Below are 20316 nucleotides of genomic sequence, written 5' to 3'. Positions count from 1 at the left end.
CGACATGACAGCAAAGCCACCACACGAACGGCGCGTGCGCATCGGCGCGGGCGCCGGCTACTCGGGCGACCGGATCGAGCCGGCGGTCGAGCTGGCTGAACACGGGCAGCTCGACTATCTCGTCTTCGAATGCCTGGCCGAGCGCACGATCGCGATCGCGCAGCAGGCGCGGCGCAAGGATCCGTCGCTCGGCTACGATCCGCTGCTCGACGCGCGCATGCAGGCCGTGCTGCCGGTGGCCGCGGCCAAGGGCGTGCGGATCGTGTCGAACATGGGCGCGGCCAACCCGCGCGCGGCCGCGCGGCGCACCGCGCAGATCGCGCGGTCGCTCGGCCTCGCGGGGCTGAAGGTCGCGGCGGTCGAAGGCGACGACGTGCTCGACGTCGTGTTGCGCGGCGCGTTGCGTTTCGAGGAGTCGGGCGACGAAGTCGCCGCGTATCGCGAGCGCATCGTATCCGCGAACGCGTATCTCGGCGCCGCGCCGATCGTCGATGCGCTCGCGGCCGGCGCGGACGTCGTGCTGACCGGGCGCGTCGCCGATCCGTCGCTGTTCGCCGCGCCGCTGATTCATGCGTTCGGCTGGCGGATGGACGACTGGGACACGCTGGGGGCCGCGACGGTCGTCGGCCATTTGCTCGAATGCGCGGGGCAGGTGACGGGCGGCTATTTCGCCGACCCCGGCTACAAGGACGTGCCGGATCTCGCGCGGCTCGGATTCCCGATCGGCGAGGTCGCGGCCGACGGCTCGGTCGTGATCACCAAGGTGCCGCACGCCGGCGGCCGCGTGAGCGCGGCGACCTGCAAGGAACAGCTGCTGTACGAGATCCACGATCCGGCGCGCTACCTGCAGCCCGACGTCGTCGCGGATTTCACGCGCGTGGCCGTCGCGGAGGAGGCGCCGGACCGCGTGCGCGTGACGGGCGGGCGCGGCACCGCGCGCCCCGACACCCTGAAGGTGTCGGTCGCGTATGTCGACGGCCATATCGGCGAAGGGCAGATCTCGTACGGCGGGCCGGGGGCGCTGGCGCGCGCGCGGCTCGCGCTCGACATCGTCCGCGAGCGGCTCGCGCTGACCGGCGTGGCCGCGACCGAGTTGCGCTTCGATCTGATCGGCGTCGATGCGCTGTACGGTGACGCGACGCCCGCCGTGCGCGGCGAGCCGGCCGAAGTCCGCGTGCGGGTGGCCGGCCGCGCGGCGAGTGCCGCCGAGGCCGCGCGGATCGGCAACGAAGTCGAGACGCTGTATACGAACGGGCCGGCCGGCGGCGGCGGCGCGTTCAAGTCGACCCGCGAGGTGATCGCGGTGCAGTCGGTGCTGCTGCCGCGCGCAGCCGTGACGCCGTCTTTTTCATTCGTGGAGGCCTGATGCAACTGCGTGAACTGGCGCATGCGCGCACCGGCGACAAGGGTAATACGCTGAACGTGTCGGTCATCTGCAGCGATCCGCGTCACTATGAGCATCTCCGCGCGCATCTCGATGCGCAGGCGGTGAAGGCGTGGCTCGCGGGCATCGTGCACGGCGACGTCGTGCGCTACGAGCTGCCGGCGCTGGCCGCGTTCAACTTCGTGCTGCGCGATGCGCTCGGCGGCGGCGTCACGCGCTCGCTCGCGCTGGACGCGCACGGCAAGTCGGTCAGTTCGGCGCTGCTGGCGATCGAGGTGCCGGCGCCGGTGTGATGGTGTGACGGTGTGCGCCGCCGGCGGGACGTGCGCTCATGGTCTCGATTACGGTGGTTCGCGGCGCTCGTGGGCGTGCTCACGACGGGTTCGCCCGTGAAGCGCAGGCGCTGATCCGCGCGGGCGTCGTGGGGCGGAGCCGGTGCATCCGCAGATTTTTTTGCATGGTCTGACCAGTCTAACCTCAAGTTGCCTCGCGGCCGGTCGTTAAACCCGTTTGCGTACTCATTGACTGTTCGATAACAACGCGCAACCGGAGATCGCCGTCACCATGCTGTCATCAATTCGCGCCCGGATCGTGGCGACCTGTGTCGCCATCGTCGTCACGGCGCTCGCCGTCACCGGCGGCCTCGTGTACCAGGTCGTCAAGCGACACAACGACGAAACCATCGACCGGAACCTCCAGTCCGTCCTCGCCGGCCACGCGCTGGCGCTCGACGAGTGGGTCGCCGGCCGCGCGCAGCAGACCCAGGCGCTCGCGGATACGCTGGCGGTCGGCGAAGGCGATCCGCTGCCGGCACTCACGCTGCTCGGCAAGTCGGGCGGCTTCCAGGTGCTGACGCTCGGCCTGCCGGACCACACGGCCTTCTCGAACATCTCCCTTGCGCCCGGTTACGATCCGACCGCGCGCCCGTGGTACAAGCAGGCGGTCGAGGCCGGCCGGCTCGTCGTCACCGCGCTGTATCAGGACGCGTCGACCGGCAAGCCGGCTTTTGCATTCGCGGTGCCGATCATGCGCGGCGGCACGTTGAAGGGCGTGCTGGCGGCGAGTCTCTATATGGAACGTGCGAGCGCGATCGTCGCGTCGATGCACCCGACGCCGGCGAGTTTCGCGTTTCTCGTCGACCGCGGCGGGCGCCTCATCGCGGGCGCGAAGACCGACCTGATCATGAAACCGGCCGTGCAGCTATCGCCGGAACTGACGCCCGAGCGCCTCGCGAGCCTGCAGAGCGCGAGCGAGCCGGTGGCGATCGCGGTGGACGGCGTGACCAAGCTGTTGCGCGCGCAACCGATCGCCGGCACGGACTGGTCGCTCGTGATGGCGCTCGACCGGTCGGACGTGACGGCCGGCATGCGGGCCGTCGCGACGACGACGCTCGTGGCCATCGTCATCGTGGCCTGTATCGCGGCCGCGCTCGTCGGTGCGCTGACGAACGCGGCATTCAAGCGCGTGCTGCTGGTGCGCGATGCGCTGACCGACGTCGCCAGCGGCAGCGGCGACCTGACGAAGCGGCTGCGGGCCGACGGCAATGACGAGGCCGCGCAGATCGCGCGCGCGTTCAACCTGTTTGCGGAAAAGATTTCGGCGATCCTGCTGCAGATCCGCGGGTTCAGCGAATCCGTGAGCGTGGCGAGCGCGGAGATCGCGCAGGGCAACCAGGACCTGTCGGGCCGCACCGAGCATGCGGCGTCGAGCCTCCAGGAAACCGCGGCGGCGCTCGAGGAGATTGCCGGCACGGCGCGCAACTCGGCCGATGCGGCGACGCAGGTCAACCGCCTCGCGGAATCGGCGTCGGGCGTCGCGATGCGCGGCGGCGAGGTGGTGAGCCAGGTGGTCGCGACGATGGGCGAGATCACGGCGGCGTCGAACGAAATCTCGAACATCATCGGCGTGATCGACGGCATCGCGTTCCAGACCAACATCCTCGCATTGAATGCGGCGGTCGAGGCGGCGCGCGCGAACGAGCACGGGCGAGGCTTCGCGGTCGTCGCGGGCGAGGTGCGCACGCTCGCGCAACGCAGCGCGCAGGCCGCCAAGGAAATCAAGCAGCTGATCCAGGCGTCCGTCGACAAGATCGAGGGTGGGTCGGGGCTTGTGCACACGGCGGGCGCCACGATGGACGAGATCGTCGAGGGCGTGCGCGGCATCACGAGCGTGATCGCGGAAATGACGGTGGCGGCGAACGAGCAGAGCACCGGCCTCGCGCAGGTGAACCAGGCGGTGTCGCAGCTCGATCATTCGACGCAGCAGAACGCGGCGCTCGTCGAGGAATCCGCCGCGGCCGCGGCGCTGTTGCGCGAGCAGGCGGCGCAGCTCGCGCAAATAGTGGGTGAATTCAAGCTGGCGCAGCCGCAAACGGCCGATACCGCGCGGGTGTGACGCGGCGCGCGCCGGGCCAGTGCGATGCGCGCTTGCGATGCCGCGCCGTGCGTGTACGCTACGGCCTCGCGGGCATCGCCCGCGCGTGCGGCATGGGCCGCGCGCATCGACCGGATCCTGGAATGAAGAACGAGATCATGACGCCGGCCAGCGTGAAGGGCGCCGCCGTGCGCGGTGGATGGTTCGCGGCTATTGCGATGTATGTCGCGTTGGCGGGACTGGGCGTAGCTGCCGCGCACGCGGCGGTGCCCGTCTCGTGCGACGAAGGGCTGACACGACTGATCGTGCCGGCATTGCGGCATCCCGCGTTCGAGCGGCGCGCGATCCATGCGGAGCCGGCGGAGCTGACCGGTCAACCGGAAGGCGTGTACGGCGTCAGGCTGTTCGTGAAGCCCGACCATCCGGGCACGCCGAACGGGGACGCGACGATCGGTTGGGTCACGCTCGATGCACATGCGTTGCGTGCGGTCGACGTCACGCGCGATCCGGCGCAGCCTGATGTGCTGGCGGTCGACCCTCAGGCGCTGTCGCGCTACATATCGACGTGTATCGCTCCGGCCGCGCCTGCCTGGACCATCGCATCCGCTCCCGCCGCGATCGATTGTGACGCGCTGAACCGTCGCGCACAGGAGCGGGGCGACGTCGTGACGAGCCGCGACGCGGGACGCATCGTGACAGGCAAGGGGCGACTGCCGTTCTTTTCCGCGCCGGATGACGCATGCCGAATCGACGGGCTATTCATCGTCGAGCACGATCACGTCGCCGCGCGAACCGAATACGGCCGGTTCACGTCGGTCACCTACCTGAACCCCCGCACGAAAAGCCGGGCCGACGGCTGGGTGCCGACAGCGCGGCTGAAGCGCGACGGTACCGGCATCGCGCCGCGGCAACCGTGATCGCCGGCCTGACTCACCCAATCGAACTCAGACATGGACATCCGGAACGTGAAATCGCGTATCAAGCTGCCCGCGGCGACCCTCGCCGCACTGTCCGCCGTCGCGGCACTCACCGCGCTCGTCGCGCCATCACCGGCCCATGCGGCCGAGCCGGCGCATCCCGAGCGTCAGCTGCAAAAGTTCATCCACGACACCTACGGCAACTGGCGCGCCGATCGCAAAGGCTGGCAGTCGGACGCCGGTGACTTCATTTACGCGTCGTGCGGATCGCTGCGCGTCGCGACGGCCGACGGCCCGCGCACGCTGCTCGCGATGTGCGGCGAGACCGAGGACGCCGTGCAGAACGGGATGCCGGGGATGGATTCCGATGCGACGCCGGGCACCATCGACCTGTACGTGCTTCGTCCTTCGCAGGACGGCGCGACGCTCGAACCGGCGCTGAAGAAGACGGGCATCGTGTCCGGCGGGCGCGGCGAGCCGGGCACGGTGAGCATCCAGCGGCTCGGGCCGCATCTGTTCGGTTTCGTCCTCGGCAACAGCGACTCGCGGCAAGGCTATACGCAAAGCATGCGCTCGATCTGGCTGCCGTACGGCGACGCGCTGGTGCCGGCGGCGGCGCGCATCGACGAAGCGCTCGACAATGCGGAATCGACCGAATGCGCGAACGATCCGGCGCGCTGCGAGGAACGCCGCTTCGCGATCGCGCCGGACACGAGCGGCAACGATAGCGTCTATCCGCTGATCGTCACCGAGACCGGCACGCGCGGCAATCGCGCGATTCACGCGCGCCATACGGTGAAGTTCGACGCGGCGCGCGGCCGCTACATCGTGCCGAAGGCCGTGCGCGACGGGTATTGAGCGGCCCGTGCGGGGTACCGCAGAACCGCGGATCCGGGCGGCATCGCGCCGCCCGCCCGTCACACGTACACGTAGCGCACGAGGTGGAAGAACACCGGCGCCGCGAAGCAGATCGAGTCGACGCGATCGAGCATCCCGCCGTGGCCCGCGATCATCGAGCCCCAGTCCTTGGTACCAAGCGAGCGCTTCACGGCCGACAGCACGAGGCCGCCGACGAAGCCCGCGATCACGATCGCGAGCGAGATCCCGAACGCCGCGCCGAAGCTGAACGGCGTCACGCGATACAGCGACGCGCCGCACAGCGTGGCGAGCAGGCCGCCGCCGATGAAGCCCTCGACCGTCTTCGACGGCGACAGGCGCGGCGCGATCTTGCGGCGCCCGCACAGCTTGCCGACCACGTACTGCAGCACGTCGCTGATCTGCACGACGAACAGGAAGAAGAACAGCAGCAGCGCGTTCTGCCCCGCGTAGCGCGGAATGTCGAGGATCAGCACGGCCGGTGCATGGCTCAGCCCGTACACGCAGACCATCAGCGCCCAGTTGATCTTCGCGTTGCGGCTCAGGAATTCGCGCGTGTCCTGCGTGAGCGCCGACACCAGCGACATCGCGAAGAACAGGTGCACCGGCACGAAGATCGAATACATCCCGTACCAGTTGATCCCGAGCAGCACGTACTGCACCGGAATCGCGACGAAGAACGCGATGAAGAGCGTCGTATGGTCGCTCGCGGTGGTCGGCGTGAGCGTGATGAATTCGCGCAGCGTCAGGTACGACAGCAGCGCGAACACCAGATACGTGACGTTGTTGCCGAGGCTGATCGCGATGACCATGATCGCGATCATCGCCCACCACGCGCGGATGCGCTGGTTCAGGTTGACCACGGTCGCGCTGGCGCCGCCGCTGCGCGCGCCGAGGATCGCGCCGATCACCGTCGCGAGCAGCAGCACGCCGGTGACGCCCGCGACCAGTTCCCAGAAGAGAGTTCGCATGAAGAGGTCCGGAAAAGGGAAAGGAGGGCGCCGCGATCAGCCGGCCGGCCGCTGCGGCGGCGCGAGCGCGACGATCGCGTCTCGCATGCGAGTGAGAAAGGCCGGCTTGTCTTCACCGGCGCCGAGCGCGTCGTTCGCACCGACGTGCACCTTGCAGATCAGCGGCACGGGCCAGATCGCGCCCTTCGGCATGATGCGCTGCAGGTTCTCGAGATAGACCGGCACGAGCGCGACGTCGGGAAACTCCGTCGCGAGATGGAACAGGCCGCTCTTGAATGGCTGCGGCAGCACGTCGGCGCCGCGCGTGCCTTCCGGGAAGATGATGATCGAGTGGCCTTGCCGCAGCGCGTCGCGCACGGGATCCAATGGATTGCCGCCGTTTTCGCGATGCCGGTCGATCAGCACGACGTTCAGCAGCTTCTGCGCGATATGGCGCTTCAGGTCGCTGCTGTCCCAGTAGTCGCGCGCGGCGACCGGCCGCACGACCGCGCGCACGTCGCGCGGCAGCGCGGCCAGGATCGCGAGCGTGTCGATGTGGCTCGTGTGGTTCGAGAAGTAGATCTTCTGCGTCGGCGACGGCGGTGCCTGATGCCAGACCGGATACGCGCCGGCGACGAGCCGGACGATCGACAGCAGGAAATCGCGCTGCCAGACGTTCAGGATGTTCATCGGCGCCACGCCTCCTGCCTGCATGCCCGCGCGGCCGCGCACGCGCGGCAGGCGGAATCCCGGAATGCCGGCGCGGCAGGATGCGCACCGGACGGCCATTGTTTAAGTTTTTTCAAATTCGTGGCTGCCTGTCGCAGGGCCGCGATAATCGGACGATGCGCCGGCGGACGTCGCGGCGCGGTCGCCGGTCGGCGGCGTGATAATCGGCTGTTGCACGAGCGCCCGTTTGCAGTTCGAATAGATCTTGCTGCGATCGGGCCAGCGGATTATCGCGAGTTTCCGTCAAAAACGCCAGATTGCCCGCGCGGCGCCAGCGGCGTGCTGCTTGACGCGTCGGGGCCGCTCGGCGACGATTACGGCCACCTGTCGAAAAGCCGTCGATGCCGACGGTTGCGCCGCCCGGGGCATGGCGGCTGGAAACGTGTCCGAATGAGCAGAACCAATAAAACGATGAGCCTCTACGCACTCAAACCGAAATTCCAGAACCGTCTGCGTCCGTTCGCGGATTCGCTTGCCGAGCGCGGCGTCACCGCGAACCAGGTCACGCTGTTCGCGGCCGGCGGCTCGATCGTCGTCGGCGCGCTCGCGGGGCTCGGCGTGTTCGCCCGCGCGCTGTTCCTGCTGATCCCGATCTGGCTGTTCGCGCGAATGGCGCTCAACGCGATCGACGGCATGCTCGCCCGCGAACACGGGCAGAAGAGCACGCTCGGCGCGTACCTGAACGAGCTCGGCGACGTCGTGTCCGATGTCGCGCTCGTGCTGCCGTTCCTCGCGATTCCCGCGTTCGCTCCGGCGGACGTCTGGCTGTTCGCGCTGATGGCGGTCATCGTCGAATGCGCGGGGCTGATCGGCCCGCTCGCCGGTGCGACGCGCCGCTACGACGGCCCGTTCGGCAAGAGCGACCGCGCGCTGGCGCTCGGCGCGTTCGCGCTGTGGATCGGCTTCGGCCTGCCGGTCGGCAGCGTCGCCGCGTGGCTGTGGCGTGTGCTGATCGTGCTGTCGATCGTGACGGTGGTGCGGCGCGTGCAGGCCGGCGTCGCCGAAGCGGGCGGCTGACGGCCAACGGGTGGGCCGGCGCCTGAGGGCGGCGCCGCATGATTCGAACAACGAAACGAGAGAAACGCATGAGCGCACGCACGGCCCGCGAGGCTGACTTCACCACGCACGACGGCGAAACGCTGTTCTATCGTCACTGGCCCGCGACGGGCCCGCGCTGCCGCGGCGCGATCGTGCTGCTGCATCGCGGCCACGAGCATTCGGCGCGCGTCGCGCACCTCGTCGACGAGCTCGACCTGCCGGACTTCGCGTTCTTCGCATGGGATGCGCGCGGCCACGGCCGCTCGCCCGGCGCGCGCGGCTACAGCCCGAGCGCGGCCGCGTCGGTGCGCGACCTGCAGATCTTCGTCGAGCATATCCGCGACACGCACGGCATCGCGATCGAGGACATCGCCGTGATCGGGCAGAGCGTCGGCGCGGTGCTCGCCGCCACCTGGGTACACGATTACGCGCCGCCGATCCGCTGCCTCGTGGTCGCGTCACCGGCGTTCCACATCAAGCTCTACGTGCCGTTCGCGCGGCCGGGACTGCGGCTGATGCACAAGCTGCGCGGGCTGTTCTACGTGAACAGCTACGTGAAACCGAAATTCCTCACGCACGACCCCGAACGGATCGCGAGCTATGCGGCCGATCCGCTGATCACGCGGCCGATCGCCGTCAACATGCTGCTCGACCTGCACGACACCGCGAAGCGGATCGTCGCCGATGCGGCCGCGATCACCGTGCCGACGCAGCTGCTGATCTCGGGCGCCGACTGGGTCGTCCATCGCGGCCCGCAGGACCGCTTCTTCGAGCGGCTCGGCGCCGTGCGCAAGGAGCGCATCGTGCTGCCCGGCTTCTATCACGACACGCTCGGCGAGCGCGACCGCGCGCAGGCGCTCACGCCGCTGCGCGCGTTCGTGCTGCGCGAGTTCGATACGCCGAGCCCGCGCGTGTCGCTCGCCGACGCCGACCGGCGCGGCGCGTTCCACGACGAATACGCGGCGCTCGGCCGGCCGCCCGCGAACCCGTTCGCCCGCGCGTACTGGGCGATCACGCGAGCCGGGCTGAAGGCCGGCGGCGCGCTGTCGGACGGCATCGCGCTCGGGTTGCGGCTCGGCTTCGATTCGGGCTCGACGCTCGACTACGTGTACCGCAACCGCGCGCAGGGCCGGCTCGGCGTCGGCGCGCTGATCGACCGCACCTATCTCGACTCGCCGGGCTGGGTCGGCATCCGTCAGCGCAAGGTGCATCTGCAGGAGCTGATCGGCGCGGCGATCGGGCGGCTGCGCGGCCTCGGCGAACCCGTGCGGATCGTCGACATCGCGGCCGGGCACGGACGCTATGTGCTCGACGCGATCGCGACGGCCGCCGAACGCGACGGCGCGGCGCCCGACGACATCACGCTGCGCGACTACAGCCCGCCGAACGTCGAGGCCGGACGCGTGCTGATCGCGCAGCGCGGCCTCGAGCCGATCGCGCGCTTCGAGCGCGGCGACGCGTTCGACGAGGCGTCGCTCGCGACGCTCGAGCCGCGCCCGACGCTCGCGATCGTGTCGGGGCTGTATGAACTGTTCGGCGAGAACGCGCTGATCGAGCGCTCGCTGCGCGGGCTCGCGCAGGCGGTGCCGCCCGGCGGCTATCTCGTGTATACGGGGCAGCCGTGGCATCCGCAGCTCGAATTCATCGCGCGTGCGCTGAACAACCACCGCGGCGACGCGACCTGGGTGATGCGCCGCCGCTCGCAGGCCGAGATGGACGAGCTCGTCGCGCGCGCCGGTTTCCGCAAGCTCGATCAGCGCATCGACGAGATGGGCATCTTCACGGTGAGCCTCGCGCAGCGGGTCGACGCGTCGTGAGCGCGCTCGGCGGTGGCGCGGGCGGCGGTCTGGCCGAGCCGGCGGCCGGCGCGCGCGATGCGTCGTTCGCGCTGCGCGTCGGCTGGCTCGCGGCGATGGGTGCGGTGTTCTTCTCCACCTACGGCTTCGCGAACTGGCTCGCCGCGCGCCGCGCCGAGGTGCCGACCTTCGCGTTCGGCTGGGAGCACGCGATTCCGTTCGTGCCGTGGACCATCGTGCCGTACTGGTCGATCGACCTGCTGTACGCGCTGTCGTTCTTCTTCTGGACCCGCCGCGACGATCTGCTCGATCACGTGAAGCGGCTGTTGACCGTGCAGCTGATCTCGGTCGCGTGCTTCATCGCATGGCCGCTGCGCTTCGGCTTCGCGCGGCCCGATGCGGGCGGCGCGGCCGGCGCGCTGTTCGCGCTGCTGATGGGGTTCGACAAGCCGTTCAACCAGGCGCCGTCGCTGCACATCGGCCTGCTCGTCGTGTTGTGGGCCGTCTATGCGAAGCATCTGCGCGGCACCGCCGCGCGCATCGTGCTGCATGCATGGTTCGCGGCGATCGGCGTGTCGGTGCTGACGACCTACCAGCATCACATGATCGACGTGCCGACCGGTGCGGCCGTCGGCTGTCTCGCGTTGTTTCTGTTTCCGTTGCGTGACGCCGCGGGCCGGTTGCGCGGTGCGGACGCTTCCCCGTCCGCCGCCGGACGCGCGCTGGCGCGCCGCTACGCGCTCGGCGCTGCACTGGTCGCGCTCGCGGCGCTTTACTGCGTGTCGCGTGCGCCGGGCCTGGCGCTGGCGGCCGGGTGGGGTGCGCTGGCGCTCGCGTGCGTCGCGTGGATTTATTGGCGCGGCGCGCCCGGCGCGTTCCAGAAGGACGATGCGGGCCGCTTGCCGGTGTCTGTCCGCTGGCTGCTCGCGCCGACGATCGTCGGCGCGTTCGTCAATTCGCGGTTATGGACGTTCCGGCAGCCGGCGCCGGCGCGGATCGACGAGCGGGTGTCGATCGGCCGCACGCCGACCACGCGCGACGTGCGGCGCCATGGCTTCACGGCGCTCGTCGACCTGACCGCCGAGATGCCGCGTTGGGCCGCGGCCGACGCGTCGCTCGCGTATGTGGCGGTGCCGCAACTCGACCTCGTCGCGCCCACGCCCGCGCAGCTCGCGGCGGCCGTCGCGGCACTCGAACGCCTGCATGCGGAAGGGCGCGACGTGCTGGTCTGCTGCGCGCTCGGCTACGGGCGCAGCGTGTTGTGCGCGGCCGCGTGGCTCGCTGCGCGGCGCGGGCTTGGCGATGCGCGCGACGCGCTCGCGGCGGTACGGGCGGTGCGGCCGCGCGCGGTATGGTCGGACGACGGCGTGGCCGTGCTGCAGGACTGGATCGACCGCCGCCGCGTGACGGGAGGGCCGTGATGCGCGACCCGTCCGCACCGTTCCGGATCGCCGCCGCGCGCGGTGCGCTCGATGCGGGCGGCGCGTGGGCGATCGCGGCCGCGCTGGCCGCGGCCGGCGCCGGCTGGTGGATCGCGTCGGGTTGGGCGCCGGCGACGATCGCGCGCGTGCTGCTGGCCGTGGTCAGCACCGGGTCGGGGATTGCCGCGCTGTGGTACGCGGTGCGCATCGAGATCGACCGCCGGCTGTTCGCCGCGCTGGCGCGGGCGGCGTCGTGCGATGCGTCGGTCGACGACGGGCTTGCCGCGCTCGATCGCGCGCTTGTCGAGCTCGGCTGGATCGATGCGGGGAAGGCTGGACGCGCTTTGGACGACCGCGTGCGCGGCGCGGTCGGGCTGTGCCGTGCCGCCGTGCTGATCGCGATCGTGCAGTGGATCGTGGTCGGGCTGGCGATCGCGGTGGCGCGGGTGGGTTAGTCGTGCGTGCGCGGCCCGGGTGGCCGGACGCGATCTGAGTCACGCGTCACACCTGCGCCTCCCGTCGCGTCCGCGTGCGCTTCACCTCATACATCTCCCGATCCGCATGTTCGATCAGCGCGTTCATGTCGGTGCCGTCGTCGGGCGGCATCGCGATGCCGACGCTGACGCCCAGCCGCAGCGGATGCCCGTCGAATTCGAACGGCTCGCCAACCTTGCGCGCGAGCCGGGCGCGTTGCGCGTCGACGTCGTCGCGGCCGCCGACGTTCGGCAGGATCACCGCGAACTCGTCGCCGCCCACCCGCGCAACCGTATCCGAGCGCTAAGCCATCACGCCGCCCAGATCGAGGCCTTGGGGGACGGCGTGGCGGTGTCGACGAATTGATCCAAGTCAGTTTTCCATGAAGAAAGCGCGACGCTCGGCGCGAGCTTGCGGTAGCATACGCGCCGCTCACGCGGCAGCGCATCCGGGCGGCCCGCAAGGGGTCGCAACCGGCATTCGGCCGGTAGTCGGGTATTCGACCGGCCAGTCCGGGAGCGCCGGCAGTATGCCGGTCGGTCCGGCAGGCAGCAACGGCGTAATTCTTGCCATTCAATCGCGGCGCGCAGCATTTCCGACCGAATTGAGTTGTTTTTCGCTCCGTCAGCGCGAATCACGGTGAGTTTCGCCCTGATTTTAAGATAGTGTGACGAATGTGCGAGCGCCTGTGCCAGGCGCGCGCACCGTCTGACGAATCGGCAGCCAGAGAGTTCGCCGCGTCGTTTCGATAATTGCATTCAGGCCAGACATTGAGGGGAAGCAGTGGGGATGTGCACTCGCGGGCAGAGCTGCTGTGCGCGCGTCGGTCGCGACGCGCTTGATAACCGGACGATCACGACGATGCGGAGCCGCGCATGAAGCCGGCCGTTTCGCTGTTCGTCCTGTCGGTGGCCACGTTCGGCGCGCTCCATGCGGCCGCGTTGTCGGCCGCACCGATGCCGGCGGTGTCTGCTGCCGCGTCGGCGTCCGCCGGGACTCCGGCCGCGCCGTCGCCCGCCAGCGGCGCGGCCGTGCCGAATGCCGCCAGCGCGGCGTCCGCCGGGCTGCCGACGACGACCGTGCACCTGCCGTTCGCGTCGCTCGGCGCCTTCGATCCGGTGCGCCTGCGCGGCGCCGACGACGCACGCACGATCAACGCGGGCGTGCGGCTCGATCGCGTGGTGACCGGCGCGCGGCTGCGTCTGACCTACGCGTATTCGCCGTCGCTGGTGTTCCCGATGTCGCACCTGAAGGTGTCGATGAACGGCGAGGTGATCGCGACCGTCCCGTTCGACGCGACGCGCGCGGGCCGCACGGTCACGCAGGACATCCCGATCGATCCGCGCTACTTCTCCGATTTCAACCAGATCGGCCTGCGCCTGATCGCGCATTACACGCTCGATCACTGCGAGGACCCGTCGAACTCGGCGCTGTGGGCCGACGTGAGCCCGACGAGCGAGCTGATCCTCGACGAATCGCCGCTGCGCCTGCCGAACGACCTCGCGCTGCTGCCCGCGCCGTTCTTCGACCGGCGCGACAACGGGCTGCTGCGGCTGCCGTTCGTGCTGCCGGCGTCGCCCGATTCGGCGACGCTGCGCAGCGCTGGCGTGCTCGCGTCGTGGTTCGGCGCGCAGGCCGACTACCGGCAGGCGCGCTTCCCGGTCGCGGCGACGCTGCCGACCGACGATCAGGCGGTGGTGGTTGGCACGGCCGCGACGCTGCCGGCCGGCCTCGCGCTGCCGTCAGTCAACGGCCCGCTGCTCGCGGTGGCCGACAACCCGGCCGCGCCGGGCCGCAAGCTGCTGGTCGTGACGGGCCGCACGGCGGCCGAGGTCGACGACGCGGTCGCGGCGCTGGTGCTCGGCCGTGCGGCGCTGTCGGGCCCGGCGGCAACCGTCGCGCACGTCGATCTCGGCGCGCCCCGCAAACCGTACGACGCGCCGCGCTGGCTGCCGGTGAACCGGCCGATCGCGTTCCGCGAACTCGTGTCGGACCCGCGCGAGCTCGAAGTGCGCGGCACGACGCCCGACGCGATCCGCCTGAACCTGCGCGTGCCGGCCGATCTCCATTCGTGGAACGGCTCGGGCGTGCCGATCACGTTGCGCTACCGCTATACGGCGCCGACCGTGCAGGACGACTCGACGCTCGCCGTCGAGATCAACGAACAGCTCGTGAAGTCGTACCGCCTCGGGCCGGCCCATGCGGAAGACGCGCGCGGGCGCATGCAGCTGCCGCTGCTCGCGGTGCCGGAAGGGCGTGTGACGAGCGATGTGGACATCCCGGCGTTTCGCGTCGGCAGCGGCAATCAGCTGCAGTTCCGCTTCACGCTCGATTCGCAGAAGACGGGGCTCTGCTCGAGCACCGCGACCGAGCCGCAGCGCGCGGCGATCGATCCCGATTCGACGATCGACTTCTCGCACTTCGTCCACTACGCGCAGTTGCCGAACCTCGCGTTCTTCGCGAACAGCGGCTTCCCGTTCACGCGCTTCGCCGACCTGTCGCAGACGGCCGTCGTGATCCCCGACCGCCCGTCGTCGCAGGAGCTCGAAGCCTACCTGACGATGCTCGGCCACATGGGCCAGTGGACCGGCTTCCCGGCGCTGCGCGTCGAGGTTGCGCGGCCCGGCGACGTCGCCGCGCTGGCGGGCCGCAAGGACCTGCTCGTGATCGACGGCTCGCCCGCGTCGCCGCTGCTGTCGCACTGGCGCGCGGCGCTGCCGCTGACGATCGACCAGCAGGGCGGCACGGGCGCGACGCGCGTCGCCTTCTCGGTGAAGGAACGCTGGCGCAACGGCATCGGCATGGCCGACGGCGGCGCGCATATCGAGCAGACGGGCTCGCTCGCCGCGCTCGCCGGCTTCGAACTGCCGGGCAGCCACGGCCGCAGCGTCGTCGCGCTGACGGCGACCGACCAGACGCGCCTGGCCGATCTGCTCGACGTATTCGAGAAGCCGGGCCTCGTGTCGCAGCTGCAGGGCGACCTCGCGCTGGTGCGGCCGGGTCAGGTGGACAGCCTCCGTGTGGGCGAGCCGTACGTGGTCGGCTTCGTGCCGTGGTATGCGCGCGTCTGGACGCAGGCGGCGCGGCACCCGGTCGTGCTCGGCGTGGTCGGCGTCGCCGCGGGGCTGCTGCTCGCGCTCGGCGTGTTCAGCGTGCTGCAGAGAATCGCCGCGCGTCGACGGGGGATGTAACGGATGGCGTGGGCATTCGCAAGGCGACGGGCAACGCGGCCGGCGCGGCGCGTCGGCACGACACTCGTGCTGGCCGTCGCGGCAGTGTGCGCGGCGACCGCGACCGCCGGGCGCGCGCAGGCGGCGCAAAGCGGCGCGGCCGACGTGCAATGCAGCGCGGCGTGGCCGCGCTGGGACGCGTTCAAGCGCGATTTCGTGTCGGCCGACGGCCGGGTGATCGACGTCGGCTCGGCCGATTCGCGCACGGTATCGGAGGGGCAGGCGTATGGACTGTTCTTCGCGCTGGTCGCGAACGACCGGCGCACGTTCGACACGATCCTCGCATGGACCGAGAACAACCTCGCGCAGGGCGACCTGAGCGCCCGTCTGCCGGCGTGGCTGTGGGGCCGCGCGCCGGACGGCGCATGGCGCGTGCTCGACGCGAACGCGGCGTCGGACGCCGACCTGTGGATCGCATACACGCTCGTCGAAGCCGGCCGGCTGTGGCGCGAGCGCAGCTACACGGCGCGCGGCGCGCTGCTCGCGAAGCGCGTGCTGGACGACGAGACGGCCAGCGTGCCCGGCCTCGGCCTCACGCTGCTGCCCGGGCCGACCGGTTTCAAGCTGGCCAATGGTCAATGGCGCGTGAACCCGAGCTATTCGCCGCCGCAGGTGATCCGCGGGCTCGCCGCGCGCCTGCCCGACGATCGGCGCTGGGCCGCGCTCGCGGCCAGCACCGGCCGCGTGCTGCTCGACACCGCGCCGAAGGGCTTTTCGCCGGACTGGGCGCTGTATCGCGCGGGCGCCGGCTTCGGGCCCGATCCGCAAACCCGCGCGGAAAGCGCGTACAACGCGATCCGCGTGTACCTGTGGGCCGGCATGCTCGATCGCGCCGATCCGCTCGCCGCGCCGCTGCTCGCGCGGTTTGCACCGTTTGCCGACTACATTGCCGCGCATGGCGCGCCGCCGGAGAAGGTCGACACGACGACCGGCGTCGCGGGGCCGAACGACGGCAACGGCGGCTTCTCCGCGGCGGCCGTGCCGTTCCTCGACGCGCGCGGCCAGCGTGCGCTCGCCGATGCGCAGGCCGCGCGGGTCGATACGCTCGCGCGCCAGTCGCCGCCCGGCTACTACACGAGCGTGCTGACGCTGTTCGGCCTCGGCTGGCGCGAGGGCCGCTACCGGTTCGGCGCGGACGGGTCGCTCGACGCGCGCTGGGAGGGGCGTCCATGCGCGGCCCGATGAAGCGCACCGCACCGCGTGTCGCCGGGTTCGCGTGGCTCGCGTCGTCGGTCTGCGCGGCGGCGCCGGCCGCGGCTGCTGGCGCCACCGCCTCCGCGGTTGCTCCGCCACCGAAAACCGTCGCGCCGAAAGCCGCGCCGGCGGCAGCCACGATCGATCGGGCCGACGTGCAGCGCCAGCTCTCGACCGCCCGCATGTGGGGCGCGAAGCATCGCGACGACCTCGCGCGCGACGCGTTGCGCAAGGGGCTGCTGATCGCGCCGGACGATCCCGAGTTGCTCGCGGAGCAGATGCGCGTGCTGTTGCGGCTCGGCGACGCGCAAGGCGCGCAGGCCGCGCTGGCGCGCCTGCACGCGCGTGCGCCCGCGGCACCCGGCACGCGGCGGGCGGCCGACGAATACCGCGTCGCGACGAGCGGGCGCGGCGAGATGGCGCAGATCCGCCTGCTCGCGCGCAGCGGCCGCGCCGACGAAGCGGCTCGTCGGATCGTCGCGTTGTTTCCGAACGGCGCGCCGTCCGGCGCGCTCGGCGCCGAGTACTACCAGATCGTGTCGAATGCGCCGGGCGGCCGCGAACCGGCGATCGCCGCGCTGCGCCGCGCGGTCGCGGCCGACCCGCAGGACGTCAGCGCGGCGCTGGCGCTGGCGCGGCTGCTGAACCAGCGCGACGACACGCGCGCGGAAGCGAACCGGATCGCGTGGTCGCTCGCGAAGCGGGCCGACACCGACCATACGGACGCGATGGCCCTGTGGCGCCGCGTGCTGCAATCCGCCGGTGCCGATCCCGCGTATCTCGACGCGTTGCATGCGTATCTGGCGCTCGTGCCGGACGACACCGAATTCCGCGATCGCGCCGCCACCCTCGACCGGCAGCGCGACGCGCAACGCCGGCTCGAACGCGATCCCGACTACATCGCGCAGCAGCGCGGCCTGCAGGCGCTCGCGCGCGGCGATCTGGCCGGCGCCGATCCGCTGCTCGCGCGTGCCGCGCAGGCGCGCGCCGACGACGCCGATGCGCTCGGCGGGCTCGGCCTGCTGCGCTTGCGCGAAGGCCGGCACGACGAAGCGCGTGCGCTGTTCACGCGCGCAGCGGCGCGCTCGACCGACCAGCGCGGCAAGTGGCAGGGCCTCGCGCGCACCGCGCAGTTCTGGGGGTTGCTCGCGCAGGGCCGCGCGGCGGCTTCGGCCGGGCGGCCGCAGGATGCGGAACGCGCGGCGCGCGCCGCGCTCGCGATGCAGCCCGCCAGCCCGGACGCGAAGCTGCAACTCGTCGATGCGCTGCTCGCGCAGCGCGACTGGGCGCGCGCGGAGCCGTTGCTGCGCGAACTGCTGGCCGCCCGTTCGCCGACGCTGTCGGCGGTGCGCGGCACCGCGATGCTCTATGAGAACACCGGCCGCGCGGATCGCGTCGGCCCGCTGCTCGACGCGCTGGAGGGTCGCGTGACGGGCCGCGACGATCACCGCGCGCTCGACGGGCTGCGTGCCGACCTGCTCGCGAGCCAGGCGCGCGCGCTCGCCGACAAAGGCGAACGCGGGCCGGCCGCGCAACGCTACGAAGCCGCGGTGCGTGCGGCGCCCGATGCGCCGTGGACGCGTTTCGCGCTCGCGCGGCTGTATCGCGACATGGGGCTGCCGCAGCTCGGCCGCACGGTGATGGACGACGGGCTCGCGCAAAGCGACACGCCCGAGATGCGCTATGCGACCGCGCTGTACCGCAACTCGCTCGACGACGTCGCCGGCGCGCAGGCCGCGCTCGCGGGCGTCGACGACGCGCACCGCTCGGACGGCATGCGGGCGCTCGCGCGCAAGCTCGACGCGGAAGGTGCGCTGGCCGACGCGCGCGGCGCGCTCGGGCGCGGCGATCGCGCGGCGTTCGCCGCGTCGCTCGCGCATGCGCAGGCGAGCGCGCCCGACGATCCCGACATGCTCGCGGCGATCGGCGCGCAGTGGATCGACGCGGGCGAGCCCGAGCGCGGCCTCGCGCCGTTGCGCGACTGGATCGCCGCGCATCCAAGAGAGGCCGATACCGACGTCCGGCTGCGCTACGGCGATCTGCTCGGCAGCGCCGGGCGCGACGACGCGCTCGCCGCGTGGCTCGACGCGCTGCGCCGCGAGCCGGCGCTGACGGCCGCACAGACCGCGCGCATCGAGGATCAGTCGCTGCGGCTCGTGCTGCGGCAGACGGACGACGCGATCGCGCGGCAGGACTATGCGCTCGCCCGCACGCTGCTCGATCGGGCGAGCGAGGCCGGCCGCGCGGACAAGCGCTACGCACTGGAACTGGCCGACCTCGAACGCGCGCAGGGGCACTACGACGCGGCGCGCGACGCGCTCGCGCCGGTCGTCGCGCGCACGCCGGACGATGCCGATACGCAGCTCGCGCTCGCGCGGATCGACGAGGACAGCGGTCATCGCGCGGCGGCGCTCGCGCGCGTGCAGAGCGTGCTCGCACGCACGCCGGACGACGACGTCGATACGCGGCTGTCGGTCGTGCGCCGCCTGAACGCGCTGCGCCGCCCGGACGAAGCCGCGCAGGTGACCGGCCCGCTGCAGGCCGCGTATCCGGCGCGCGCCGACGTGACGGTGGCAGCCGGGCGCGTGGCCGAGGCGCAGGGCCGCTACGACGATGCCGCGTCGCTGTACCGGCTGTCGCTGTCGCAGGAACGCACGAGCGGCGTGAGCCCGGGCCGCGACGGCCGCACGCCCGCGCAGGCCGCGTTCGCGGATCTCGAGCAGCGGCGCGACCCGGAGATCGAGACCGGCTGGCTGCCCGCGTACAAGTCGGGCGACGAAGGGGTGTCCGCGTACCGCGCGCAGCAGGTGCCGATCTACGTGCAGGTGCCGGTGCGCTACGACGGGCATGCGTTCCTGCAGCTCGACACCGTGCATCTGGACGCGGGCACGCTCGATACGAGCAATCCGAACGCGTATTCGCTGAAGACCTTCGGAACCTACGCCGCGCTCAACGCGCCGCTCGGGTTGCCTGCGCCGTTCGCGCCGAATCCGTCGGCCGCCGAGCTGATCGCGCATCCGCGCGGCGACCTGCACCAGCCGACGACGGGCGTCGCGCTCGGCGCCGGCTATCGCACGGACGCATGGCGCGTCGATCTCGGCACGTCGCCGCTCGGTTTCCCGGTGCATTACCTGGTCGGCGGCGTGCGCTACCACTTCGACGCGGGCCCGGCGAGCTTCACCGTGAACGCGTCGCGCCGGCCGGAAACGAGCAGCGTGCTGTCGTATGCGGGGATGCGCGACCCGTGGACCGGTGCGGTATGGGGCGGCGTGCGCCGCGACGGCGTGAACCTGCGTGCGGCGGTCGACGTCGGCCGCGTGAACCTGTTCGCGGAACTCGGCGCGGGCGTGCTGTCCGGCCGCAACGTCGAGCGCAACGCGGAAGTCACGCTGCGCTCGGGCTTCACGGTGCCCGTGTACGAACGCGCGACGATGCGGGTGAGCACGGGGCTCGTCGGCAATGCGTGGCATTACGCGCAGAACCTGCGCTACTACACGTACGGGCAGGGCGGTTACTACAGCCCGCAGCGCTACCTGTCGCTCGGTGTGCCGATCGAGTGGGCGGGGCGGCGCGACGCGCTGTCGTGGGACCTGACCGTCACGGCCGGAATCTCGAACAGCTATGAAAAGGATTCGCTGTTCTACCCGACCTTCGCGGGCCAGCGCGCCGCGCAGGAGGCGGCCGGGCTGGTCTATACGGGCAGTTCGACGCGCGGCGTGTCGTTTTCGTACGGCGTGAACGGCATCGTCGAGTATCGCGTGAATCCGCACCTGAGCGTCGGCGCGCAACTGCATGTCGACCGGTCGCACGACTATGCGCCGAGTTCGGCGCTCGTGTACCTGCGCTATGCGTTCGACGCTCGCGCGCAGCGCAGCTGGCTCGTCACGCCGACGCCGGTGCGGCTTTATTCGGATTACTAGGGTCTGCTTGCATA

At 71.2% G+C, this 20316-nt stretch carries 14 protein-coding genes and 1 pseudogene; 12 read left to right on the top strand and 3 right to left on the bottom strand.

The window, feature by feature from the left end; genetic code table 11:
• The first annotated feature begins 4 nt into the window (after positions 1 to 4).
• The 5 genes from SB771_RS12195 (at position 5) to SB771_RS12175 (ending at position 5532) form a co-directional block, all read left to right on the top strand.
• The gene (locus tag SB771_RS12195; protein WP_175661840.1) at positions 5 to 1366 is read left to right on the top strand and encodes an acyclic terpene utilization AtuA family protein; all 1362 of its coding nucleotides are present in this window, start codon (positions 5 to 7) and stop codon (positions 1364 to 1366) included.
• Complete coding sequence (locus tag SB771_RS12190) at positions 1366 to 1677, top strand: hypothetical protein (RefSeq protein ID WP_175661841.1); 312 nt, start codon at positions 1366 to 1368, stop codon at positions 1675 to 1677. The genes SB771_RS12195 and SB771_RS12190 overlap by 1 nt, the downstream gene beginning before the upstream one ends.
• A gap of 271 nt (positions 1678 to 1948) precedes the next feature.
• Positions 1949 to 3778, top strand: a complete 1830-nt coding sequence (locus SB771_RS12185) for a methyl-accepting chemotaxis protein (RefSeq protein WP_175661842.1) — start codon at positions 1949 to 1951, stop codon at positions 3776 to 3778.
• Positions 3779 to 3900: 122 nt separating this feature from the next.
• Positions 3901 to 4674: a hypothetical protein gene (locus SB771_RS12180; protein WP_175661843.1), complete on the top strand. Its 774-nt coding sequence runs from the start codon at positions 3901 to 3903 to the stop codon at positions 4672 to 4674.
• A gap of 33 nt (positions 4675 to 4707) precedes the next feature.
• Complete coding sequence (locus tag SB771_RS12175; protein ID WP_175661844.1) at positions 4708 to 5532, top strand: topoisomerase IV; 825 nt, start codon at positions 4708 to 4710, stop codon at positions 5530 to 5532.
• Positions 5533 to 5591: 59 nt separating this feature from the next.
• Here the strand turns inward: SB771_RS12175 and SB771_RS12170 are convergent, their stop codons facing one another.
• Together SB771_RS12170 and SB771_RS12165 are read right to left on the bottom strand one after the other, a co-directional pair.
• Positions 5592 to 6521, bottom strand: coding sequence for a phosphatidate cytidylyltransferase (locus tag SB771_RS12170; protein WP_126227540.1), 930 nt, complete (start codon positions 6519 to 6521; stop codon positions 5592 to 5594).
• Between the two features lie 36 nt (positions 6522 to 6557).
• On the bottom strand, positions 6558 to 7190 hold the full coding sequence (locus tag SB771_RS12165) for a lysophospholipid acyltransferase family protein (RefSeq protein WP_011656573.1): 633 nt from the start codon (positions 7188 to 7190) through the stop codon (positions 6558 to 6560).
• 450 nt (positions 7191 to 7640) lie between these two features.
• On the opposite strand from SB771_RS12165, the gene SB771_RS12160 reads away from it, so the two are divergent.
• The 4 genes from SB771_RS12160 (at position 7641) to SB771_RS12145 (ending at position 11939) form a co-directional block, all read left to right on the top strand.
• The gene (locus SB771_RS12160; RefSeq protein WP_175661868.1) at positions 7641 to 8246 is read left to right on the top strand and encodes a CDP-alcohol phosphatidyltransferase family protein; all 606 of its coding nucleotides are present in this window, start codon (positions 7641 to 7643) and stop codon (positions 8244 to 8246) included.
• 68 nt (positions 8247 to 8314) lie between these two features.
• Complete coding sequence (locus SB771_RS12155; protein WP_175661845.1) at positions 8315 to 10084, top strand: bifunctional alpha/beta hydrolase/class I SAM-dependent methyltransferase; 1770 nt, start codon at positions 8315 to 8317, stop codon at positions 10082 to 10084.
• The gene (locus SB771_RS12150) at positions 10081 to 11484 is read left to right on the top strand and encodes a phosphatase PAP2/dual specificity phosphatase family protein (protein WP_175661846.1); all 1404 of its coding nucleotides are present in this window, start codon (positions 10081 to 10083) and stop codon (positions 11482 to 11484) included. Before SB771_RS12155 ends, SB771_RS12150 begins: the two co-directional genes overlap by 4 nt.
• On the top strand, positions 11484 to 11939 hold the full coding sequence (locus SB771_RS12145) for a hypothetical protein (protein WP_175661847.1): 456 nt from the start codon (positions 11484 to 11486) through the stop codon (positions 11937 to 11939). Before SB771_RS12150 ends, SB771_RS12145 begins: the two co-directional genes overlap by 1 nt.
• 46 nt (positions 11940 to 11985) lie before the next feature.
• On the opposite strand, the pseudogene SB771_RS12140 reads toward SB771_RS12145, so the two are convergent.
• Positions 11986 to 12261 (bottom strand): annotated as a pseudogene (locus SB771_RS12140) (diguanylate cyclase domain-containing protein); the annotation flags it as partial.
• Between the two features lie 572 nt (positions 12262 to 12833).
• Between SB771_RS12140 and bcsB the strand changes: the two are divergent.
• From bcsB to SB771_RS12125, 3 genes are read left to right on the top strand one after another with little or no spacing between them, the layout of a single operon-like run.
• Positions 12834 to 15149, top strand: coding sequence for a cellulose biosynthesis cyclic di-GMP-binding regulatory protein BcsB (bcsB, locus tag SB771_RS12135; RefSeq protein ID WP_175661848.1), 2316 nt, complete (start codon positions 12834 to 12836; stop codon positions 15147 to 15149).
• 3 nt (positions 15150 to 15152) lie between these two features.
• Positions 15153 to 16373, top strand: a complete 1221-nt coding sequence (gene bcsZ, locus SB771_RS12130) for a cellulose synthase complex periplasmic endoglucanase BcsZ (RefSeq protein ID WP_175661849.1) — start codon at positions 15153 to 15155, stop codon at positions 16371 to 16373.
• Positions 16358 to 20302 carry a cellulose synthase subunit BcsC-related outer membrane protein gene (locus SB771_RS12125; protein WP_175661850.1) on the top strand — a complete coding sequence of 1315 codons (3945 nt, stop codon included), beginning with the start codon at positions 16358 to 16360 and terminating at the stop codon, positions 20300 to 20302. Before bcsZ ends, SB771_RS12125 begins: the two co-directional genes overlap by 16 nt.
• Positions 20303 to 20316: the final 14 nt, after the last annotated feature.

The sequence above is a fragment of the Burkholderia sp. SIMBA_051 genome (assembly GCF_046534915.1).
Lineage (GTDB): Bacteria > Pseudomonadota > Gammaproteobacteria > Burkholderiales > Burkholderiaceae > Burkholderia > Burkholderia ambifaria.
The sequence above is the reverse complement of the archived record's forward strand: the minus strand, read 5'-3'. Positions and strand labels throughout refer to the sequence as shown.